Origin of the sequence: Mangrovimicrobium sediminis, from assembly GCF_004745945.1 — a bacterium.
In the GTDB taxonomy this organism is placed as follows: Bacteria; Pseudomonadota; Gammaproteobacteria; order Pseudomonadales; family Halieaceae; genus Mangrovimicrobium; species Mangrovimicrobium sediminis.
The window spans coordinates 85,418-107,932 of record NZ_SRLE01000009.1; the positions used below are offsets into that span (position 1 = coordinate 85,418).

The 22,515-nt window shown below is 59.4% G+C and carries 18 protein-coding genes and 1 tRNA gene; 6 read left to right on the forward strand and 13 right to left on the reverse strand.

Annotated elements, in window-relative coordinates:
- Positions 1-64 precede the first annotated feature (64 nt).
- Entirely contained in the window at positions 65-541 is a 477-nt protein-coding gene (locus tag E4634_RS13315; protein WP_135444686.1) for a hypothetical protein, read from the reverse strand.
- Positions 542-762: 221 nt separating this feature from the next.
- On the opposite strand from E4634_RS13315, the gene E4634_RS13320 reads away from it, so the two are divergent.
- On the forward strand, positions 763-1,281 hold the full coding sequence (locus tag E4634_RS13320; RefSeq protein ID WP_240725184.1) for a fasciclin domain-containing protein: 519 nt from the start codon (positions 763-765) through the stop codon (positions 1,279-1,281).
- A 12-nt stretch (positions 1,282-1,293) separates the two neighbouring features.
- On the opposite strand, the gene E4634_RS13325 is transcribed toward E4634_RS13320, so the two are convergent.
- From E4634_RS13325 to E4634_RS13340, 4 genes are all read right to left on the reverse strand, one after another.
- On the reverse strand, positions 1,294-1,953 hold the full coding sequence (locus E4634_RS13325) for a GGDEF domain-containing protein (protein ID WP_167854910.1): 660 nt from the start codon (positions 1,951-1,953) through the stop codon (positions 1,294-1,296).
- Between the two features lie 130 nt (positions 1,954-2,083).
- On the reverse strand, positions 2,084-2,674 hold the full coding sequence (locus E4634_RS13330) for a TetR/AcrR family transcriptional regulator (RefSeq protein WP_167854912.1): 591 nt from the start codon (positions 2,672-2,674) through the stop codon (positions 2,084-2,086).
- Between the two features lie 64 nt (positions 2,675-2,738).
- A complete protein-coding gene (locus E4634_RS13335; RefSeq protein WP_135444694.1) occupies positions 2,739-5,108 on the reverse strand; it encodes a TonB-dependent receptor in 2,370 nt (789 codons plus the stop codon).
- A 264-nt stretch (positions 5,109-5,372) separates the two neighbouring features.
- Entirely contained in the window at positions 5,373-5,897 is a 525-nt protein-coding gene (locus E4634_RS13340; protein ID WP_135444695.1) for a nuclear transport factor 2 family protein, read from the reverse strand.
- 495 nt (positions 5,898-6,392) lie between these two features.
- Here E4634_RS13340 and E4634_RS13345 point away from each other — a divergent pair, with 495 nt between their 5' ends.
- From E4634_RS13345 to E4634_RS13360, 4 genes are all read left to right on the forward strand, one after another.
- Positions 6,393-8,144: an N-acyl-D-amino-acid deacylase family protein gene (locus E4634_RS13345; RefSeq protein ID WP_135444697.1), complete on the forward strand. Its 1,752-nt coding sequence runs from the start codon at positions 6,393-6,395 to the stop codon at positions 8,142-8,144.
- A gap of 14 nt (positions 8,145-8,158) precedes the next feature.
- The gene (locus E4634_RS13350; RefSeq protein ID WP_135444699.1) at positions 8,159-9,403 is read left to right on the forward strand and encodes a cytochrome P450; all 1,245 of its coding nucleotides are present in this window, start codon (positions 8,159-8,161) and stop codon (positions 9,401-9,403) included.
- A 137-nt stretch (positions 9,404-9,540) separates the two neighbouring features.
- Positions 9,541-10,290 (forward strand): carbohydrate binding domain-containing protein, encoded by a 750-nt coding sequence (locus E4634_RS13355; RefSeq protein WP_135444701.1) that lies wholly within the window; start codon positions 9,541-9,543, stop codon positions 10,288-10,290.
- 15 nt (positions 10,291-10,305) lie between these two features.
- Positions 10,306-11,307 (forward strand): metal-dependent hydrolase, encoded by a 1,002-nt coding sequence (locus E4634_RS13360; protein WP_135444702.1) that lies wholly within the window; start codon positions 10,306-10,308, stop codon positions 11,305-11,307.
- Positions 11,308-11,319: 12 nt separating this feature from the next.
- Here the strand turns inward: E4634_RS13360 and E4634_RS13365 are convergent, their stop codons facing one another.
- Both E4634_RS13365 and E4634_RS13370 read right to left on the reverse strand, forming a co-directional pair.
- Positions 11,320-11,967, reverse strand: a complete 648-nt coding sequence (locus E4634_RS13365) for an alpha-ketoglutarate-dependent dioxygenase AlkB family protein (protein ID WP_135444704.1) — start codon at positions 11,965-11,967, stop codon at positions 11,320-11,322.
- 103 nt (positions 11,968-12,070) lie between these two features.
- Entirely contained in the window at positions 12,071-13,363 is a 1,293-nt protein-coding gene (locus tag E4634_RS13370) for an MFS transporter (protein ID WP_135444706.1), read from the reverse strand.
- Positions 13,364-13,553: 190 nt separating this feature from the next.
- Between E4634_RS13370 and E4634_RS13375 the strand changes: the two genes are divergently transcribed.
- Positions 13,554-13,630 (forward strand) — tRNA-Ile (locus tag E4634_RS13375).
- A gap of 138 nt (positions 13,631-13,768) precedes the next feature.
- Here E4634_RS13375 and E4634_RS13380 read toward each other — a convergent pair.
- The 6 genes from E4634_RS13380 to E4634_RS13405 form a co-directional block, all read right to left on the reverse strand.
- Positions 13,769-14,317 carry a hypothetical protein gene (locus tag E4634_RS13380; RefSeq protein ID WP_135444707.1) on the reverse strand — a complete coding sequence of 183 codons (549 nt, stop codon included), beginning with the start codon at positions 14,315-14,317 and terminating at the stop codon, positions 13,769-13,771.
- A gap of 209 nt (positions 14,318-14,526) precedes the next feature.
- Complete coding sequence (locus E4634_RS13385) at positions 14,527-17,898, reverse strand: DUF3427 domain-containing protein (RefSeq protein ID WP_135444709.1); 3,372 nt, start codon at positions 17,896-17,898, stop codon at positions 14,527-14,529.
- Entirely contained in the window at positions 17,895-18,887 is a 993-nt protein-coding gene (locus tag E4634_RS21700) for an NUDIX domain-containing protein (RefSeq protein WP_206046882.1), read from the reverse strand. Before E4634_RS21700 ends, E4634_RS13385 begins: the two co-directional genes overlap by 4 nt.
- A 681-nt stretch (positions 18,888-19,568) precedes the next feature.
- A complete protein-coding gene (locus E4634_RS13395; protein WP_135444713.1) occupies positions 19,569-19,931 on the reverse strand; it encodes a hypothetical protein in 363 nt (120 codons plus the stop codon).
- Positions 19,932-20,320: 389 nt separating this feature from the next.
- Positions 20,321-20,719 carry a roadblock/LC7 domain-containing protein gene (locus E4634_RS13400; protein ID WP_135444715.1) on the reverse strand — a complete coding sequence of 133 codons (399 nt, stop codon included), beginning with the start codon at positions 20,717-20,719 and terminating at the stop codon, positions 20,321-20,323.
- An 879-nt stretch (positions 20,720-21,598) separates the two neighbouring features.
- Positions 21,599-22,468, reverse strand: coding sequence for a MaoC/PaaZ C-terminal domain-containing protein (locus tag E4634_RS13405; protein WP_135444717.1), 870 nt, complete (start codon positions 22,466-22,468; stop codon positions 21,599-21,601).
- Positions 22,469-22,515: the final 47 nt, after the last annotated feature.

Here is a 22,515-nt window from a genome sequence, read left to right on the forward strand (position 1 = left end):
TAATACATAGCGCGACCATGACCCGGATCAACCGCTCAGGCGACCTGCCGGCAGGAGCCGCGGCTCAGTACAGCTTGAGCTTCACCTTCGCCGGCTCGCAGTGGTTCACATGCACCGAGTAGTGGTAGATGCCCTTCGGCGTGTTCTTTTCCTTCACCCGGCAGCGCAGCTTGCCCTTCTTGTTGCTGCTGAAGCTGCAGGCGTTGTCGCCCTTTTCCACGAAGGGATTCTCGCTGCCCTGGTCGAACATCACGCTGAAGCTCTCGCTGCCGTCCATCGCCCAGGTCACGTGTTTTTCCTGCCGCGTACAGATACAGCCGGTGTCCTTCGGGCAGTCGTCGCGCCCGTGGGCGTCGTGGTTGCTGCAGTTGTCGTGGTCGCCCTTGAAATAGGCAGTCACCCTGCAGCTGCCATCGGTGTCCACTGCCTTGACCCACACTTTCTGCTCGACGGTTTCCGCGCGCAGCGCCGCGCTGAAACAGGCCGCCAGAAACATCAGGCAGATAATGAACGACTTGGATAAACGGGTGGATCGGGGCATGGCGAGACCTCTTGTTTTATTGGCTCAGGTAAACCCCACAGGCGAACGACGCGCGGGGCACGCTCAGTATAGTCGACGACTATCGGCGCGCAGCATACATCCGTTTGCGCAACCCGTACGTATTTTTACCAGCACGACGCTGGCGTGCATGAGGTCCGGCATTTAATGCGGTTTTGCGCCAGCGGCGGCATTCACCCGACGATAAACCGAAGGAGAGAATGATGAAACTCAAAGCGCTGATCGCTGCCACCACCCTCGCCCTGGGATTTGCCAGCGGTACCAAGGCACAGGGTTTCGCTGATTGCGCCGCCACCGGGAACGCCAGCTTCGATGGCACGGTGGTCGACGCCGCTATCGCTACGCCGGAACTGAGCACACTGGTAAACGCTGTTGTCGCCGCCGGACTGGCGGACGCTCTGGCCACCACAGACAACATCACCGTGTTCGCGCCGACCAACGACGCCTTCGCCGCACTGCCAGAACCCGTCCTCAATGCCGTGCTGGCGAGCCCAGACCTGCTCAGCGCCGTACTCACCTACCACGTGGTGCCCACCACTAATGCCGACCCACGCAAATACTTCACCGTGTCGCGCCGGCCCACCCTGCAGGGGCAGAACGTGTACTTCGCATGGTCCGACGGAGCGGCACGCGTGAACAACGCGGCGGTCACCTGCCAGGGCGTTGAGGTGGATAATGGGGTCGTCTACCTGATCGACAGCGTGCTGCTGCCCAATCTCTGAGTACGGCGGCAGTCAGCCGCGCACGCGCTGCCGGCTGCCGACAGTCACCATGCCGGCGGACAGGCGCTCGGCGGAGGAGGAGGCACGCACCGCGCGGTTGCGGCCGGAATTCTTCGCCACGTAGAGCGCTTCGTCCGCGCGATTGACCAGGATCTGGAAGTCCACGTCGCGGTCGAGGGTGGCGACACCCAGGCTCGCGGTCATATTGACCGGGTGCTTGTCCGCATAGAGGAAACCGGCCCGGGCGATCGCCAGGCGCAGGGACTCCGCGCGCTTCATCGCCTCCTCCCGGCCACAGCCGGGCAGGACGGCGATAAACTCCTCGCCGCCGAGGCGACCGAGGAATTCACGCTGCCCGAGCACCCGCCGCGAGGCGTTGACGATAACGCGCAGGGCGCGATCGCCGGCACCATGGCCCAGGGTATCGTTGATCTTCTTGAAGTGATCGACGTCGAACAGGACGATGGAAAAGGGTTCGACCTCGCCGTGGGCGTGCTCAACCAGCTTGAAGCCCTGCTCGAAAACGCTGCCGCGATTGGCGATGCCGGTCAGGTAGTCAGTATGCGCCAGCTTGCGTTGCTGCATCAGTGCGAACAGCAGCCAGCCCGCGGTTCCCCCCAGTAGCAGGAAGGCCACGCCGACGCTGATCAGCACCCCGATACTTACCTGCATTTGCCCCGACTTCCAGTCCCATGGCTTTTGATAGTAGCCGCTCGCTTGAGGCAGCGCCATTGCTCACCTGGGCCAGCTGCCAACCCAGTCACAGCCGCGCGGCGGGTTTACCGCGAAATTGCGCGCCGGTTCACGCCGCACCGGGCGGTGTATAGCGGCTGTCGATTTCCTCGATCATGCGCTCCACCCGGGCCAGTGCCTCCGCGTGCCCCTGCTCGATACCGAACTCGCGCTCGGTGGCCAGGCTGCGCGCCAGGGAGTTGAGCATCAGCGAGAGCATGGCCGCAGTGATGCCGTGCTGCTCCAGGCTCTGCGGGTCCACCACCCGTTCCAGCAGGGCCACCTGCTCGGCGCGGAAGCGGCTGCTGAAGGCGGCAATCTCCCGCTTGATCTTCGGCTTGTGGTTGGCCAGCGCGAGGAACTCGTTGAGCATCACGCCGCGCGAGTCGCACATCATGCGCCACAGGTCGCGCAGCGGCGTGGCGGAGGCGGTGATTTCGCCCTGGCGCTCGGACAGGCCCGAAAAATACCACGCATAGACCGCCAGGTAGAGGTCGTCCATGGAACTGAAATAGTAGTGCACCAGCTGCGGCTTGAGCCCGGCCGCCGCAGCCACCCGGCGTGAGGTGACCGAGGCGTAGCCGGACTCCAGCATCAGCTCCGCCGCCGCCTGGATCAGCTTGTCGCGGGAGGATTCACGGGTCGCGCGGGAGCCTTGCATCATTGTGTCCGGAGTAAAAACGGCGGCGGCCCCGGTGAGCCGCCGCGGGAGCGGCGCGAACGCCCTAGAAACGCAGGGTGAAACGCACCCAGAGTTCCCGGCCGCGCTCGGCCACACAACCCAGTTCGTCGGAACCCGCGGGGCCCTTCTCCGCGCCCCCGGCGATCTGCCCGCCGAAGATGGTGCCGTTCTGGGTGTTGGAATTGGAGCACACGCCGGCGGTGATTTCATCCTCGAGGTTGTTGGCGATGAGCGCCACGTCCCAGATGTCGTCCGCGCCGCGCAGAGTCACGCTGGCGCTGGTCTTGAAGTAGCTGTCCTGCTTGTACTCGGGCAGCTCGACGAGGTTGGTGAAGTACTCGTCGCTGTAGCGGGTGCTGGCGCCCAGTTCCCAGGCCATGCCGTTGGACAGCGGAATGCTGTAATCGAAGCCCACGCTGGCGGTCCACTCCGGCGCGCGCACCAGCGGCTCGTCGCCGAGGTCCTGGGAGGTGAACAGGCCGGTGTCCGGGTTGCGCAGCCGGTTACAGCCCTCGGCGATGGTCTGGCCGTTGCCGCAGGGGGCGTTGGGGAACTTGTCGAACTCCGCGATGTTGTAGTTCACCGCGCCGAACAGGGTCAGGTTGGGCGCGTTCTGCGGCGAGAAGGTGAAGTCGGCATCGAAGCCCTGCACTACCGCCGAGGCGGCGTTGATGGTGCGCAGCAGGATGGCACCGGTGTCGGAGAGGTCGTTGGCGCCCACCTGCAGGTCGGTGTACTCGTAGTAGTAGACCGCGGCGTTGGCGGCCAGGCTGCCCTCGAAGGCGAGCAGCTTGACGCCGGCCTCCACGCCCTCGGCCTCCTCGTCCTCGAAGGCGGACAGAGTGCTCTCCGTCGGTGAGATAACCGTGTTGAAGGAGCCGGACTTGAAGCCCTGGCGGTAGGAGGCGAACAGGGTCAGCGTGTCCGAGGGCGTCCAGGTCAGGGACAGCTCGGGCGAGACATCGCTGGCATCCAGGTCCGGGTCGGGCAGGTCGATCTCGCGGCCGTCCTGGAGGTAGTCGTAGAAGCGGTGGTGGCGTTCCTCCTCGGTGTAGCGCGCGCCGGCGGCGATCTCGAACTGGTCGGTGATCTGCCACAGCACCTGGCCGAAGGCGGACATCGACTCGATGTCGATGGTGTGCAGGCCCGACTGCAGCAGCGGCGGCAGGCCGAACACGGTGTTGGCGCGCAGGCGGTTGCGCACGTCCATGTCGCTGTCCAGGTAGAAGGCGCCGACCATGAAGTTGATCGGGCTGTCGCTGAAGTTGGAGGTCAGGCGCAGTTCCTGGCTGAACTGTTCGGTGCCGAAGGTGAAGTCCGCAGCGATGGTCGGGTTGCTGCTGCCGCTGCCGCGGATCAGGTTGTCCTGGTGGATATCGTAGTAGCCGGTGACCGAGGTCAGGGTCAGCTCCGGCGTGAATTCGAAGTCCTGTTCCAGGGTGCCGAACCACTGCTCGGAGTCCATGAACGGCACGCCGCCGTTGCGCACGCCGGGCCAGAACGCAGGGTCGAAATCGCCGAGCTGGGTCTTGCCGTCCAGCTTGCAGTCCGCGTCGCCGATAAAGGGAATGCCGATACCCTCGACGCCGCCGGTGCCATCGGGGCAGAACACCAGCTGGCCGTCGCCGCCGCTGCCTTCCATGCTGTCGTCGGAGTAATTGAGCTTGAAGCGCGCGCTGTACCAGTCGACCGGATCGAGCAGCGCGGTGCCGCGCAGGATCACCGTCTCGCGCGGGGCGAAGTCGCGGTGTTTCGGCGCCACGTTGCCGAGGCCGGGCAGTGGCTCGCCGGTGTTCTCGAAGTAGCCGTCCATGTCCGAGTAGCTGGCGGCCAGGCGCAGCTTGGCCCAGTCGCCGACCGGGCCGGAGGCGATACCCTCGACGATGTTCTGCTTGGCCTCGCTCTCGTAGCCGACACGGGCGAGGAATTCGCGCTCGTCGGTCGGGTCCTTGGAGCGCATCGAGATCACGCCCGCGGTACTGTTCTTGCCGTAGAACAGTGCCTGCGGCCCCTTGAGCACCTCCACCTGACCGACGTCGAACATACCGATGGCGTAGGCGTAACCCTGGGTGAGGGACAGGCCGTCGATGTTCAGCGATACCGACTGGTCGACGGTGGCGGTCTGCGAGGTGGGCCCGATGCCGCGCAACGAGGTCTGCATCCCCACCGTGCCCACCGACTCGCCCATGACGAAGCCGGGCACGCGCTGGGCCACCGCGTACATGTCCTGCACCTGGTAGCGCTCCAGGAGATCCGCGCTCAGCACCGAGGCCACTACCGGCACCTTGAGCAGTGACTCCTCGCGTTTGCGCGCGGTCACCACAACTTCCTCCAGTGCCTGGGCCAGGGCGAGGGCGGGTTCCAGGGCGAGGCTGGCGCCCACGGCGATCATCACTGCTTGCTTCAATTTCATGGTGAATTCCTTGTGCGTCTTCTTATTGGTGTCTGTCGTGGAAGCGTGTTGCTGGGTTCGTGCTTGCTGGGTCCATGTTTGCCGGGCTGGACTCTACCGACTGCCCGGCTCGTGATTCCCCGTGCGCCAGGCTATCGCTGGGCGAACCTGCGCGCGGTTATTGTTTTTCCGGGTCTCTCTTGCGGTTCTCTCTTGCAGCTCTTTCCTTCGGTTCACTCTTTAAAGTCAGTTGTCCGATCCACTCCTCCGACTCACTCTTCCGGCTCACTCCTCGGACCAGGCGCGCTTGCTCAGGCCCGTATGGTCGAAGGTGGGGGCGTCCAGCGGCGGCATCTGCGGCGGCGGGCCGAAGTCGGGGTTCGGGAACAGCGGGCCGCTGATGTCCGCGGGCCCCAGGTAGTGGGTCTGGAACAGCCGCCAGTGGAAGCGCCAGCGGCCCTCCTGCTCGACGAAGCGCTCGTAATAGATGCCGATGCTGCAGCCCGGCCGGCCGTCGGCGAAGATGTTGTTCTCGGTGACGTAGGTGCGCGCGGTCGCGGTGCCCTCCTCCTCGCCCAGTTCCAGTAGGGGTGTGCGGAAGGTCATGAGCACGCGCTCGAAATTGGGCAGCAGGCGGCGCAGGTTGTCGACGATGTCCGCGCGGCCACGCTGGATGCGCCCGCCAATGCGCCACTGTGCATCCTCGGTGAAACAGTCGCCGAAGGCCTCCAGGTCCTTGCGCCAGACCGCATCGGCGTAGCGCGCGTGGAGCTGGCGAATGGCGCACTCGACTTCAGAGAATCGGCTCATGGGTGGTCTCCGCAGGGGCTGGCCCGCCGCGCACGTGTGTGCGGCGCCCGAAGCTCGGGAGCGCTGGAAAACAGCGGACGGGACGGGTGCTCTCGCATTTTTATTATTGCCTGCTCCGCGAGGTCGCGTGGCTGGTACCGGGCCAATACCTGTTGGCCAGAAACTACCCGGCTAACACTAGAGACAAGTACCAAAGGCTAATACCGCAACAGTGCCAGGTCGGCAGCATGGAGGGCACCGCAGACGGCACTGAGCAATTGCTCAGGAAACTACGCCGTAGCATTACGCTTGTCAACCCGACAGGCTGCGCCACACCCGGGCTGGCCGCCCCGCTCGCCTTGACACCCCGAAATAGGAAGAGTAGTTTCCTGAGCGACTGCTCAGGATTTGCAGCACGCAGTTCCCCGGCCGAAAACCGCCTCTGCGAGAGGCGCGACCGATAACAGCACGGCCAGCTGCAAACCCGGGCGACCACCCCAGCATCGGGAGGACTCCATGGCGAGCTTCGACACCCTCATCCGCGGCGGGCGTATCGTCGACGGCACCGGCTGCCCCGGCTACTACGCCGACATCGGCATCAGCGGCGGCCGCATCGCCGCCATCGGCCAGCTGCGCGACGCCCAGGCGACCACCGTGATCGATGCCCGCGGCAAGACCGTCGCCCCCGGCCACGTCGCCCAGCACGCCCACTACGACGTCGCCCTGTTCTGGGACCCGTACCTCTCGAACTCAGGCGAGAATGGAGTTACCACGGTAGTGAACGCCAACTGCGGTTTCGGCGTGGCGCCGGCCCGCCCGGCCGACCGCGAGCGCACCATGCAGATGCTGGAGACCACCGAGCAGATTCCCGTCGCCCACCAGCGCGACGCCCTGCCCTGGGACTGGGAGAGCTTCCCCGAGTACCTGGCCCGGGTCGGCGGCCTGGACAAGGGCGTGAATATCCTCAGCTACCTGCCGCTGAACCCGCTGCTGGTCTACGTGATGGGCGTGGACGCGGCCAAGCACCACCGCCCCAGCGAAGCCGAGATGGCGCAGATCCACCGGCTGATCAACGAGGCCATGGACGCCGGCGCCATCGGTATTTCCATGTCGTCCATGGGCGCCGAGGGCAACACCCACCTCGACTGCGACGGCACCCCCATGCCCACCGACGTGCTCGACCAGGAGGTGATCCTGGATATCTGCCGGGCGCTGGTGGAGCGCGGCGAGGGCGTCATCCAGCTGCTCTCCCACCTGGTCATCTACGGCGACCGTTCGCTGACCGAGCGCGTGCTGGAACTGGCCCAGGGCAGCGGCGTAACCGTGGTGCACAACGCGTTTATCACCTCCGACCTGATGCCGGAAATGATCGACCGCGACCTCGCCTGGCTGGACGGCCTGCGCGCACACGGTTACGACGTGACCGCCAACTGCTTCCTGCACCGCGGCTGGATCGAGGCCGGCATGCGCCAGCTCGATGTGGCCTGCGGCATGCTCACCTCGGTGCGCAAAATCGCCGCCTGCAAGAGCGACGTGGAAGTGCTGGACCTCGTCGCGGACCCGGACTACCGCGCCGCCTTCGCCGCCGAGTATGCCGAGAAGGGCTCCACCAACGGCGCCAACGGCCTGGAGGGGCAGATCGTCATCGCCGTCGGCCACGAGCCGGCGCTGCAGGGCTACCTCGACCGCTGCATCGGCGATATCGCCGAGGAACTGGGCTGCGGCCCGGTGGAGACCCTGCTGGAGCTCGCCACCCGCTCGCGCCTCGCGCTGCAGTTGCGCTCGCCGCCGGTGGCCTCCACCGACCCGCGCCAGGCCGCGCGCATGCTCGGCCACACCGCCACTGTGGTCGGCGGCTCCGACGGAGGCGCGCACACCAAGTCCTTCGGCATGGGCCATGTACCCACCGACCTGCTGATCTGGCTTGGCCGGGAGGAGAAGTTGATGTCGCAGGAGGAACTGCACTTTCACCTGGCGCTGAAGCCCGCGCGCGCGGTGCAGGTCGCCGACCGCGGCGCCCTGCTGCCGGGCTTCTGGGCGGATATCCTGATCTACGACCTCGATGAGCTGTACTTCGATACCTTCCGCTACGAGATCGTGCACGACATGCCCCACGGCGACTGGCGACGCAAGGGCCGCGCCGGCGGCTACGACTACATCCTGGTCAACGGCGGCATCACCCACCGCCGCGACGAACCCACCGGCGTCACCAGCGGCCAGTTGCTGCGTCCCGCCGGCCGTGGCCGCGCCGCACTGGCGGCGGTATAGGCGAGGGACCGGCAATGACAGCACCGGCCAGCAGCGAATTCAGTTTCGACCCCTTCTCCGCGGAGGTCGTCGCCGACCCGGACCGCTGGTACCGCCAGCTGCGCGACGAGCACCCGGTGTACTACAACGCGGACTACGACACGTTCTTCTTCTCGCGCTTCCAGGACGTGTGGGACGTACTGCGCATCGGCAAGAACGCCCTGCTCGCGACCGAGACCAACCTGCCCACCGCGGACCGCCTGCGCGAGCACCGCAACACCGGGGCGCCGCCGCTGGCCTCCACCAACCCGATGGCGCCCGGCCCGCAGCTCGCCTCCCCCGAGTACGAGCAGATGCACCAGTTGCACATCGGCCCGCTGCGCCCGCGCTCGGTGGCGGCGCTGGAGCAGTTCGTGCGCGACATGGCGCGCAAACAACTCGACGAACTGCTGCCGCGCGGCGAGTTCAACCTGACCACCGACTACGTGGCGATCATCCCGGCGCGGGTGATCTGCCACCTGTTCGGCCTGCCGCTGGAAGTCGCCGACCAGGTCATCGCCAACCTCAACGCCATCGGCCGCTACAAGACCGGCCGCAGCGGCGTGGACCTCACCTCGTTTTTCAGCGAACTGCAGAAGTACATCCTGCCCGCCATCGAGGCGCGCCGGGCGGCGGGCGCCGATGGCAGCAACGGCATGATCGACGGCCTGATCAACTACCGCCAGCCGCCGGAGAGTCGCGCGTTCTCCGACGCGGAGATCGCCGACCAGTTGGTGTGTGCCATGGTCGGCGGCATGGAGTCCGTGCCCAAGGTCACCGGCGGCGGCATCCTCGAATTGTGGAAACACCCGGAGCAGCTGGCCGCCGTGCGCGAGGACTTGGGTGCGAATCTCGCGATCGCATCACAGGAAATGATCCGCTTCTGCGCGCCGGCCCAGTACACCTTCCGCACCGCGCACCAGCCGGTGGTGGTCGCCGGGCAGGCGGTGCGCCCCGGCCAGCGCGTGGCGGCCATGCTCTACTCCGCGGCGCGCGACGAGCGCGAGTTCGAAAACCCGGACAGCTTCGTGTGGAACCGGCCGATCCCTCGGGTCATTTCCTTCGGCATGGGGCAGCACCACTGCATCGGCAAGTACCTGGCGCAGATGGAGGTACGGGTGCTGGCGCAGGAGTTTTTGTCGCGGGTGCGGGACTTCGAGTTCGACCTTGCGGATGCGGGGGGGAATGCGGGGTATTTCCAGCGGGGGTGGATCAGCCTGCCGGTGCGTATCCTCAGGTGAGCGGTGTTCGCCGCTTCTTTACTCGCGATTCCAGCGCCCGCAATCACCGGTATTTGTGGCGGGAATCCCGGGATTAATTTAGTCTGCGCCGACAGGCAAACGTAAAACAACGAGTGCCAATTTTCCCCGGGGGCATCATGCAGAACAACACATTCAAGGGCCTGCTGCTGTGGGCCGCGCTTTTCCTGTGCGCGCCCGCCGGCGCCCAGAACCTGCTCAACAACGGTGACTTCGAATCCGGGCTTACTGGCTGGACCACCTGGAACGCGCCGCCGTCGGCCTTCTGGGACGACACCTGGAACCACAGCAACGACTGCGACATCTGGGTGCCCACCAACGGCTGCCCCTATGCAGGCACCACCTCCCACGCGCAGAAAAAAGGCAGCGGCTCGGGCAACGCCCACGGCGGCCTGCTGCAGACCATCAGCGTAACGCCGGGTGAAACCTACAGTGTGTCCGGCCTGTGGAGCGGCGGCACCACCGGCAACCTCGACGGCAACAACGGCACCTGGTGGGAAATCAACGTGTTCGACGGTGTGCCCAGCGAGGCACAGATCGACAGCGGCCTGGGACCACAGGACGTGCTGATCGCCAAACAGGAAGCGAACAACCTGGCCAGCGGCGGCGTATTCCAGTTCCAATGGGAGGCGTTCTCCGGCAGCTTCACCGCCGCCTCGGATACCGTCACCCTGGTGTTGAAGACCGGCAGTTTCTATACGCTGGCCGCGGCTGGCTACCACGATGACCTGGTAGTGGAAGCTGCAGCGGCTGCCGTGGCGGAGCCTGTTCCGGCGCTGCCGCCGATGCTTCTGGCCGCGCTCGCAGCGTTGCTGGGCGGCGCGGCGTTTGCGGGGCTGGCGCGCTACAAGCTCTCGCACGGGGGCTGAAACAGGCACAAACCCTTGGATCCGGTCACCCAGGCCGCCGTCGGCGCGGCCGCCGCACAACTCGGCGCGCCGCGCAGGCAATACGCGAAGGCCGCGGTGATCGGCGCCCTCGCCGGCATGGCGCCGGACCTCGACGTATTGATCCGCTCCAGCGAAGACCCGCTGCTGGCGCTGGAATTCCACCGGCACTTCACCCACTCGCTGCTGTTCATTCCGCTGCTCGGCGGGCTGTGCGGGTTGTTGCTGTACGCCCTGCTTGGTCGGCGCTGGCAGCTGCCGCTGCGCCAGGTGCTGCTGTGGAGTGTGCTCGGCTACGCCACCCACGGCCTGCTTGACGGCTGCACGTCCTACGGCACGCAGTTGCTGTGGCCGCTCTCCAACCACCGCTTCGCCTGGGACATCGTCTCGGTGATCGACCCGCTGTTTACCGTGCCGCTGAGTATTGCGCTGGTGCTGGCCGCCTCACGGCAGTCGCGTCCGTGGCTGCTGGCTGGCGTGGCTTGGGGCGCACTGTATCTCGGCGTCGGGGTTGTGCAGCACGAGCGTGCCGTTGCCATAGGCGAGGCCATCGCCGCACAGCGCGGGCACCAGCCGCTGAAGCTGGAGGCCAAGCCGAGCTTCGGCAACCTCGTGGTGTGGAAGACCGTGTACGCGACACCGGAGCGCTTCTACGTGGATGCAGTACGGCCCGGGCTGGGCACGCCGCGCGTGTGGGAGGGGGAGTCCATTGCGCGACTGGACCAGGCGCGCGATTTTCCATGGTTAGGTGATGGCGACCAGCAGGCGCGGGATATCGCGCGCTTCGATCACTTTTCCGCCGGCTATCTCGGCATCGACCCGATCAACCCGCTGCGAGTGGTGGATATCCGCTACTCGATGCTGCCGCACCACGTGGCGCCGCTGTGGGGGATCGAGCTATCGCCGCAGCGCGGGCCTGAAGAACACGTGAGCTGGTACGCGCAGCGCACGCGGGGGAGCGAGGCGTTGCGTGAGTTGCTGGGGATGATCTTCGAGTGAGTGCCGCGGCCGTCAGGCCTGGCCGTGCTGCACCTGGCGAAAAGTCAGGTTGATCCGCGGCCCGCAGGGGCGCGCGAGTTTGCGGATGCCGTGTTTCCAGTTGGCCTGGGTAGCCCCGCGCATCAACAGGACGCTACCGTCGGTGAGCGTCACATCCAAGCCCTCCCGTCCGCGTTCCCGCTTGTGCCGGAAGTAAAGCTTGCGAGCCTCGCCCAGGCTGAGTGAGGCAATGACCGGCGCCGGGCCCAGTTCCGGCTCGTCGTCCGCGTGCAGGCCCATCGAGTCGCGGCCGTCGCGGTAGTAGTTGAGCAGGACGCTGTTCAAGGGGGCTTCGGCCAGTTGCTGCATACGGTCCCGCAATTTCAGGAGCAGGTTGGTCCAGGGCAGCGGCGCGTAGGTCTTGCCGGAGTAGCGGTAGTGGGCATCCGGGTCGCCGTACCAGGCCATGAGGCGGGGTTGCAGGTAGGTTTTGCCGAAAAGGGTGATGGATTCCTCGCGCCAGGGGGTTTCGGCTTGCAGGGCCTGGAACAGGTCGGTGGTGCTCGCTCCCAGGGGTAGTTGGTGGAACAGCTGCAGGTCTGCGTCCGGCAGGGGCAACCGCTCGACGGGACCGAGGTCAGGATCGCTGGCATCGGTTGGCGTGCCGGGTTCGATTTGCATGGGAGCAGTCTACGTCGGCCGGTTGGCGCCGGACAAGGCATGCGCCAGGGCCGGCCGATTGTTCGGGCGCTGGCCAGCCTTCAGTCATCTGCTTCCTGCGCGGTTACGCAACGGCGAGCGCGCCGAACTTCTCCGCCGGGTCTTTCGGCACCTGCAGCAACAGGATCGCGACCGTGAACACCACCAGCGCAATCATCAGGGTGAGGAACAAGGCCTGGTAGCTGCCCGTCACGTCAAACACCCAGCCGGCAAACAGCGGTGCCGATGCCGCGATGATCGAGTTCAGCAAGGTCGTTGAACCCAGCACCTCGCCGTAGACCCGTGTGTCGTAGAGGTGGCCGACCAGCGAAGCGTAGATGGGGAATACCCCACCACCACCGATACCCATGAACACCGCGGCCAGCAGCAGCATGTCGTAGCTGCGCGCGAGGTTGAACAGTAAGCAGGCGGCGGCCAGGGAGAGCGTCATGATCGCCACCACCAATTTGATGTTGATTGTGTCGCTCAGCCAGCCCAGGAACGGGCTGGCGAACACGCCCAACAACGCCACCAGCGAGACCAGGAACGCGCCGCGCACCACCGGCTCGCCCATGTCCACCGCGAACAGGGAGAGATTGGCCAGCAGGGTCGTGTTGGTGGCCATGCCGGCGCCGGCGATCAGCACGATCAGCCAGAAGTTGCGCTGGCCGAGCAGGCGCGCGAACCCAACCGTAGCGGGCGCTACCGGCGATGTTTCCTCAGCCGGTGGCGTCGGCGCTGCTGCCTCGCCACCCAGGGGAGTGAGGCCCTTCAGCGCGGGGCGGTCGACCACGAACAACCAGGTCAGCAGCGGCCCCATCACCATGATCAACACGCCCATCGCGCCTACGGCCACGCGCCAGTCGTGGGCTTCCATCGTCGCCGCGAACAGCGGCGGGTAAAAGAAGCCGCCGAACTGGGTACCCAGCGCGGCAATGCCGATTGCCAGGCCGCGGTAGCGCACGAACCAGCGTGTGAGCAGTGTCGCCGTGGCCAGCAGGCTCAGGGTGGCGGCGCCCACGCTGATGAGCAGGATGTAGCTGGCCACCACCATCCAAACGTTGGAGCTGAAGGCGACCCAGAGAAACCCAAGGCCCATGACGATGGAGCCGACAACCAGGATCCAGCGACTGGAGACCCTGTCCAACAGCCTGCCAAGCGTCGGCGATAGCAGGCCCATGACCAGCAGCATGCCCGTGGAGCCGGCCATCAGCGTGAGCCGGCCCGCGGAGAATTCCTCCCCCACCGCGCCGGCGACCAGGCTGTACATGTACATGGTGGTGCCCATGCCGATGCTGACCAGCAGGAGGAGGACGACAACGAGGATCCATCCGTAGAAGATGCGCGGGGAACGAGCAGGGGTACCGGCCTGGTGCATTGGGGGCTGCCTTCTGGGTTTATTGTTATGCCCCGGCGCGTTGGTGGCCTGGCGTGCGGGGGTGAAGGGATACCTTACCACTTTGGTGGGGTAATTCTCATCTGCCCGGTGTTTGTGGAGGGGCGAGGTGGGGCAGTGCCAAGGGGCGGGGAGTCCGATATAATCCGGCGCTTGATCGCGTTCGCGATTCGGGCCTATAGCTCAGTTGGTTAGAGCATCCGACTCATAATCGGCAGGTCGAAGGTTCAAGTCCTTCTGGGCCCACCAATCTTCTTGTTTCTAATCAGGTTATTCTATGTGGCACCTGCCGACTATTCCGGGGGGATGGGTGACACTTGGGCCAGAGTCGGGGAGGGGGGGGTGTAGAAATTCTGAGATCGACCAGACTCGACAAGCCAAGCCAGCTCAGTACTCCGGGCGCTCCCCAGTGTATTCCTCCACTCGATCGGCAACATCATGAAGAAAAGTACTCCAAGTAGGGCTGGGTACCGGGTAGAACGCCCTCACTGGCCCATCCCGAAGACCACATGAAACAAAGGCCTCGTCTCTTTCCGGGGTCCAAACGATTGGCTCTTCATGGATTACCTCATAAACATCCTCCGGAATCCTTACCTTCAGGTGAGAGACATCAACACCGCGCTGGTCACACTCGTCGACAATCCCCATCAGCGAGATTCGCTGCCGCTTACCATGTTCGTCACCTGGCGGAAACTGAGCACGCTTGCTGTGGTAAAACGCGATCCCGTCCCCAGACTGTATGTGGCAATCTTTGTTTAGAACCGTCCCTCGCACTTGGGTTTTGAAGACAAAACAATCTCCCTCGCGCTTACTGTCATTCTCAATATCCAGGAAAAACAAATCAGGCACTCCCCAGTCGCTGCCACGGTCCACAGCTGCGCTGAGTGAAAATATCCAACCTTTACGAGTTGAGAAAAAACGGTTCAATTCATTCATTAAATTCCACCGCTGTAACTAGGGGAGAATCCACGGCAATTCTAAGGTGCTCGTTACGCGAAAGAAATATAGCACTTTGACCTGACCTATCATCCCTCCATCAGACCACCCGGGAGAAAGCTGAAGCCAGATCAGCGTATGACAGTGGTTCGCAAGGAGCATCAATTCTTACAATAGAGAAGATCCTGACTCCCACACCTTAGAACAAGTCAACTCGCAAAATAGCTGAGGAGGCTATTCGGCAGAGGTGACTGTAGTTTCCAAGTTACGTTCATTGGTTTCTCCGAATTGTGGCTCTCATAGTCGACCCTACCACAATAAATAAACGGCGCCGCCTTTCCATCTAGAAGCTTGTGCTTTCTTATAAATAGATGCACAGCACTTCCTAGTCGTTTATGCTCCACTATGCCCTTACCTCTCTTGCCTCCTGGAGCTGTGCTGTTTTGGCTCTGCCAGTGGAACGTATGATCGTCTAAGAAGTAGTCGTGGTATTGCTCGTTAGCATTTTTGCCCTGCTTATTGAGTGTAACCAACAAGATTTGCTCCGAGATTTCCTTCGGGCACACGTGCCCTGTTTCCCAAATAGCTTTACTGAATTCTAGGCCGAATAACGGCGGGATATCGGCTCGGAGGAATGCTTGGTGCAATTGCAGATCCAATGGGTCTATCTTTTTTCTCAGTTCTGCAATCAATGCGATTTTTGCTGTGACGGGAATATCTGGATAGCTGGGATTCTGCGCTACTAAAGTGGCGGCCCCTGAGGTATTTGATACTAGATTCCTGAGCAGAAACTCATGGCCGAAACCTTCTCTGTTTTCAGCAACAATCGTTGCAGACTCTAAAACTTCTGTATCATCTGTATTCGGCTCCCTAACATGATTAATCGAAGCCATACTTGTAAGTTCGCTTTCGGAGATTAACTCAAACAGCAAATAGTCGCCGTCTCTAATAGGGTTCTCACCGCCATCCATCGAATTACCAGAAGCCTGAGCGATGAAAAACCTTGCCGGATCAATTACTCGGTATTTCATGGGTAGCGACCGATACTCTATGTTCACATCATCGTGTGGACTTTCGCGAAAATGGCCGCACGCGACTTTTAGATCAGTGAAAAACGGTATTTCTACGCTTTCGGTATTCTCCGTTGGCGCCGGTGCAGTAGCGCCCTTCTGCTCTACGCGAGATTCGTATTGCCGGAATCGAAAGTCAACGAGTTCCTGGACCAGGACGGAAAATGTGTCTGAAACAGTCTCAGATATTTCCCCTTTGAATCGGAACACGCCATCATGAATTTCGAAATACGCCGAACTCGATGAGGTATTGCCCCCAACCCAAGCGTTGATTGGGTTAGACGTCCAATACTCCAGCCATTCAGTCGATTCATTCTCGGATAATATCGTCAGACTTCGATATTTCTCAGGTAAATCATTGAGCAGGATTCTACGCCGCTGTAACACATCGAAGCTTTTTCTCGAAAGGACTTGGATACTAGGTGGCTTTGCATATCCATCTAGCTCTATAAATGCTTCCAATAATACTAGTTTGAAGGACTTTGTTAGGCTCGTAGTCTCGAGTTCTCGAAAAAATCTATCGTATGCGTTAAGGCAATCGATTTCTTGTAATTCCAGATCCTGCTCACTCTTTAGAAACGTATACCATTGACCGTAATATTTACGAATAGTATCCGCACTACCACCTGCTCGGTAGAACTCAGCTAATGCCGGCCTCCGATTTAAGGCGTTTTTCAAATTACGATACAGTTCTACTTGTTTGTCTCCCTTCGTTTCTACTAACCGCTCCATGAAATCTAACGATTCAGGGTCGTAGTTCACAAAACAGCCCAGGGGAAGACTCAGATTGTTATCTCGAATATCATCAATAAATGACTTGCGCTCATTCGTCGTAACGCCAACCCTGAACAGCGCCTCTGGCTTACGGAAGAAACTGACGTGGTTGCCAATAAAATCGATTACGACCAGTTTTTCTTTGCTTGTTTCGAGGCTGTTTCTAAGGCCTCTTCCGAGTTGTTGTAAGAAGATGATCTTCGATTCTGTCGGCCTCAACATCAAAATGGTATCGATGGCAGGAAGATCGACGCCCTCGTTGAATAGATCGACGGAGAAAATAACCCTTATATCTCCATTCCCCAATAATTTTAGTGCCTCATTACGCTGCATGTCGGAGTCAGAATGCACGGAGGCCGAACTAACACCCTGGCGGTTGAAGTAGTCCGCCATAAAGTCTGCATGCTTTCTGGAGATGCAAAATGCTAGCGTCCGGCTTTGGTGCTTTTCCTGCCAGTGCCTAAAATTGTGTCTAGCTCGAGCGTGCGTCGCGAGTTGGCTCTCTAACTGAGTGGGATCAAACTTGCCATTACGCCACGATATCTCTTGGTAGTTCACCTCGTCCGCAATACCGAAGTAGGAAAAAGGACACAATAGTCCCATCTCGATGCCATGAAAGAGGTCACGACTAAAGACAAGATTGTCATCGCATAAGGCGAGAATATCCGATTGATCAGTACGTTCCGGCGTAGCGGTAAGACCCAGCAGGAATCGAGGTTCAAAATGTATTAGAAGCCGCTGATAGGTCCGCGCCGCGGCGTGATGGAATTCGTCAACTACGATGTAGTCGAAGTGATCCCTACTGAACAAATTGAGATGGCTCGTTCTACCCAATGTCTGAACCGACGCAAAGAGCATATCGACATTGAGTTCCTTTTCCTGGCCATCGTATCGCCCTACTTTTACATCCGGCCTGATCCTGACAAAGGTCTCTTCCGCCTGTTTCAGTATCTCCTCTCTATGTGCTACAAAGAGAACTCTCTTTGCATTCATTCGCTGGGAATCAAACGCCGAGAGCCAGGTTTTTCCTAATCCTGTCGCTAACACAACCAACCCACGTCGAAAGCCTAATTCCCTTGTGGACGCCAAGGCATCGAGCGCTTCTATTTGTACTGAGTTAGGTCCTGGTGGTGGCTCTTTCTCGTCCTGGCCGGCTTCGGTTGACGTGGGCTTACTGGTGTTGTCTGGAACTCGCTCAATGTACTCATCAATCCAATGATGCGTCAGAGTTTTGCATGCCTGATTGGCATAGAGAAGCTCATATTCTCTTAAGATCAGAGCAAAACGACTCTTATTTTCCGATTGGTCGACTTTCAGGTTCCACTCTAATCCATCAACAAGTGCTGCGTGGCTTAGGTTACTTGAACCTACGAACGCGCACCCTTCTCCCCCCTCAGTTTGCTGGTTGTGACGAGTGAAGATATACGTCTTCATGTGAAAGCTTGTCTTATCTTGGCTCTCAAACACCTTCACATCGGCACCTTGCTCCTGCAGCAACATGAGGTATCTCAATGCTTGTGGGTCTGTGACGCCTAAATAGTCACCAGTTAACACCCTAACCCGTGCGCCTCTCTCCAATGCGTCTTCCAGCGCGCCTTGTATAAGACGAACCCCAGTCATGCGTATGAATGCCGTTGCTATCGCAATATCGTCGGCATGGTTGATTGCTTCTAGTAAACTTGGAAGGAAAGGATTATCACCGCCGACTGTTAGATGCTGGTCTGGAAACCCGCTCACGCCCTACCGCCCTGCTTTCGAATGATGGCATTGACCCATCTTTGCGGTTTACCCCGCAGGTCCATCTCAGATTTCCAAATATCCAGAACATCGGTGTTGGGCAGGTCTACCAACGTGTCTGTTAGTGTCTCAGTGGTAAAGTTGGTGAAATGCCGCCCCCAGCTATCAACTGAAGGAGATTTACCCCACTTGAAGGACATATAGGCCACTCCGTTCGCTTTAAGGCTCGTTAGGATCCGCCCAAGGGCCCCTCCCAGTTCTTCAGGCGGGCAATGGAGTAAACTAGCCGACGCCCAAACTCCATCAAATTCGTTTATGTAATCAATCTCTTGAAACAACTTGACCTGTACTGATTGCCCAATGTGGGCACTAGCCCAAGCCGCTATTGATGGGCTCCCATCGACCGGAGTGACCCGATAGCCTTTGTCGCAAAATGCCTTGGAGTCTCTGCCTGAGCCGCAACCCAGGTCGAGAATGTGGGCCCCAGGTTCAAGTAAGGCTAGGAACGGAGGATAGAGATCATCAACCTCAAGACCGCTGGTCTCCTCACAGTATTCCTGGGCGTTGATCAAATAATAAGCAGATGTCCGAGCTCGAAGCTGATATTGCTCGACCAACGGAATATCGGCCGGCGCCCACTCAACCTCATACAGCTCATCGACGCTTAGCCAACGCAGCTCATCATGATCCACGAGTTCAAAGTCACCGGCGGTGTGCTCCACCTCGTAGCCAAGGAGCCGGACTACTTTTTCGCCATAGTCGTGGACGCTCTCACCTATAAATGAGTGTACGCGGGTGGAAATGCTGAATTCTTCGGCTAGTTCCCGTTCGAGGCAGCTTTCGGGAGTCTCATTCGGCTCCAGCTTCCCCCCTGGAAACTCCCAATACCCCGCTAGGTGCTTACCCGGTGCTCTCCGAGCAGCGAGAATTCGACCATCTTTGACGATCAGAGCGGCGGTTACATCGATTTTCTTTTTTGTCACGTCCACTGTGAGGTGTTGGCGTTGTCTTAGCTTGTGTCTGTTGTGCTCACCTGATGTCATACATCAAGTTCAGCCAAGTGTTTAAGTGTGCGGGACTCTCTATACAAAATCCACATTCATAGGCAAGAAAGCGGGGCGCGCGGGTCAGTGGTTTAGTGGCTCGGTACTGGTTCGCAGTTCAATTTCGGAAATGGCTTCGAATTCATGCGGTTACAGCCCCTACTCTACACCTCCAACCCGCCTAGGTTAGGCATAGGTTCGGTGTTCGGTCTATTCGTGTAGACAAATTAGAAAACTGATTATATATCTGCTGATTACGCCGCCGCCCCCCCCTCTCCGCTCGTCTCATAATCGGCAGGTCGAAGGTTCAAGCCCTTCTGGGCCCACCCGATAAATCAATTAGTTAAGTTTGAAAACGGTTGCAGTTTTGCCTTGCATGGGACACTAGTGGGGAAATTTTGAATGCAATTCAACATGCGCTCGTAGATATGAGAGCGACATTTTAGGATTTGCCTGACGGCCTGCACTTGTTTTGTGGGGAATGCCGCTGCTTATTTATAGACTCTTATCTCTATTCACAGAGTCGGCAACAAGCACCAGGCAAATTAGCCAGGTTTACAGTTGAGCAACAATAGAACAGACAACCCGCCATCGGGTTGTCTGTTTGTATTCTATGCATGATATAGCTTAGATACGCTCTAGCTCGTTTTCTAAGCCAAGTATTTTCCGACGTGCAAGAGCTAGATTTGAGTTCTTCTTGTCAAGGACAAGGTACAGAAACAGGCCGTCATTGCTAACGCTTGGACGGATAATGTGCATCTGTGTTTCCAGGGTGATCAATATATCATCGATATTCCCCTCGATCCCCAACGAGGCCATAGTTTTCATTTTGGCTTTTACCACCTCGCTGTTTCCAGCGGCGGCCAGTTCGAGATCAACCCCGCCACCTTCGCCCGCGAGCAAAAGGCCTGATTGATAATCAACAATAGCGGCACCTAGCGCGCCGTCGATTCCCATCATGCCAGTAACAGTGGTATTCAAATCGCTCATTACACTTTCTCCAAATCAATTGTCTGTAGGACGTTTTTGCAAATCACCTACATGCTCTTAGCGTGATGCTAAAAAAGGTACATCACTGGTTAAAAGCCCCCTGATGGGGACTCGTTTCAGATAGAGCGAAGTCTCATAAGACAAACGCCCGAACTTCACTGGAAGCCACTCTTCTCACAGTTCTGATTCTTATCAGAACTACATCAGGCTGTGGCTCCGTAAATCATTCTGGTGCTCCGTGCTAGTGAGAGTTCCCGGATGTTGTGTTCTACGGAGCCCCCTCCTCGACTAATGCCAGCTTGTTCCTGGCCATCACCCAGCCCTTGACTAGCCTTCTTCGATATAATCGGTACTACAGGAATATGCGACTGCTCTGGTGCGCCGGCACTCTACGCTGCAAGAGCCTCGAAGGCCTCGGCGATGTTTCTTGCGCACAGCTTTGATGCACCCAGCAGGAGGCCTACTCCCGTTAGTGAGCTGGAAACCGCTGCAAGTACAAAAACCTGGTTGATGTGTCTAAACACCACATACCCACATTCATTCTCCACTATGACGGTTTTACATTTCCCCATAGCAAGTTCGTCAGTTACGGTGTCTCCCAAAGACATAAGAGAGCTGCTCATGGACGCCAGTCGCTTAGCGGGTCGACCGTCTTTCATCTTGCTGAAAATCATGTGTCCATCCACGGTTACAACCACGATTCCTTTGACAGAAGCATGGGTATCCAGTGCAATCTGGGCACATGGCTCTATGATTTCCGCAGCGTCTTTTACAGATAGTTTTGCCATAAAAAATGTATCAACTGGTTAGGTGGTTCAGTAGCTGTCCGCAACAATCACAGCTGCGAGCGATCCCAGCATCAGATTGACATCATCCGTTTTCCGAGCATCAATCGGGACACTGGATCCAGATATCCCTTTGCCTGCATATAGTCATAGCAAGCTTCCATACTCGATTACGGAGACACAACTTGATGGGGTACCAACTTGAGTTGTTCACTCATGGTAATTTCCAATCCGCGAAGAACAGACTCCAATACCATCTGTCGATTTGGATTTAACACACGTATAGACAGCTTGATCATCACCTACACTCTGGAAGATGCCTTTAGAACGAGATTCATTGGTTAATCTACAGCGGCCGGTCACATCGGATCGTCGTGAGTCACTTTGCAGATATAACCCCGTAAAAAATATGTTAATAGTACGGGGCGTTTCGAAAATCAGCTTATGGTATCCACAAGAGGTGTGGCAATCGTGATTCTCGATGATTCCCAAACCAAAGCCTGGATATGTGAATCGACGCACATTAATGAATTCAACACCTGCACAAATTGTTTGCGAATCTCTTATGACCCACATTTTTTAGGGGTTTTTCATCACGCAAGAACTGCCGACATTGCATAGACGTTGAGGGCTTTGGGGTGTCTAGTCGGGGGGAGTGAGGTTTCCTGGGCCTGCTTAGCTTCCAGAGATCTGCTGGCTGAATTCTTCCGTAATCACATACTCAGCGAGTTCTTTGCCTCCGGCGTTGAGAAGCTGCGCAGTACTACGTAGATATCCTGTTGTCTCATTCAGCCTCTTAAACTGCTGGTCCAGACGATCCGAAGCTTCCGACCAGCTTTCCACTGATTCAGCTCAGGTCACGACTAACAAAAATCCCTGGAGCTACTCTCGAAAACGAAAAACACCCCTGTCGAGAACGACCCGCTCCCCATTCGCAATCATCTGGAACACTGCTCCCTCTTCAGTGCGCCAGATAACCGTATCCAGCCTATCCCCCGGGTAGACCGGTTTGGAGAATCGCCCCGCCATATGCCCGAATCGAGTGACGTCTCCCTCACACAACCCCCTCAGCAGCGCCCGGCAGGCGAAGCCGTAAGTACCAAGACCATACAGAATAGGTTTCTCAAAGCCGTCGGCACGCGCCCGAGTGGGTTCGGTGCCATGAGGGTGACGATCGCCGGAGAGGCGATAGACAAGCGATTGGTTCAGCCCAACGGGAAGCGTGATTTTCACATCTGGCGCTCGGGACGGTTGGTCCCAGCCCGTCGCCCCCGATGGCCCCCGCGGACCACCGAAGTTTCCTTTCCCCTGGGCAAAGATCCCCGAGCAGGTCGAGCCGAGATACTCGTTGGTGTCCGCCAGGGTAATACGGGTCTCCTGCACTACAAGGGCACCGGAACCCTTGTCATAGACCTGGCGAAGTATCGTGGAGAGATGCGCTGTGCCGCTCACCGGAAGTGGTCGGGCGAGCGTGACGCTCTGTTCGCCGTGAACCATTCCAACCGGACTCAGCCCGACTTTCTGCCACCCCAGTAATTCCATCCAATCACTTTGCAGGCCCATGATGGTGGCAAACGACGGTATCACCTGCTGCGGCAGGCCCGGCGTGTTCTCGGTGGTGAATTGCAGTTCCTCGAGTGGGTCGTCGAGGCCGGCACCGACACCAACGGCGTAGAGTAGTGCACGGTCCGAGTCCCAGCTCCAATGACCATTTACCATCTCCTGGTCGATGAGGTGGTCGTATTTGCTCATAGTATTTTTCTTAAATTTGCAGATACCAGAACCCGGATTATATACGG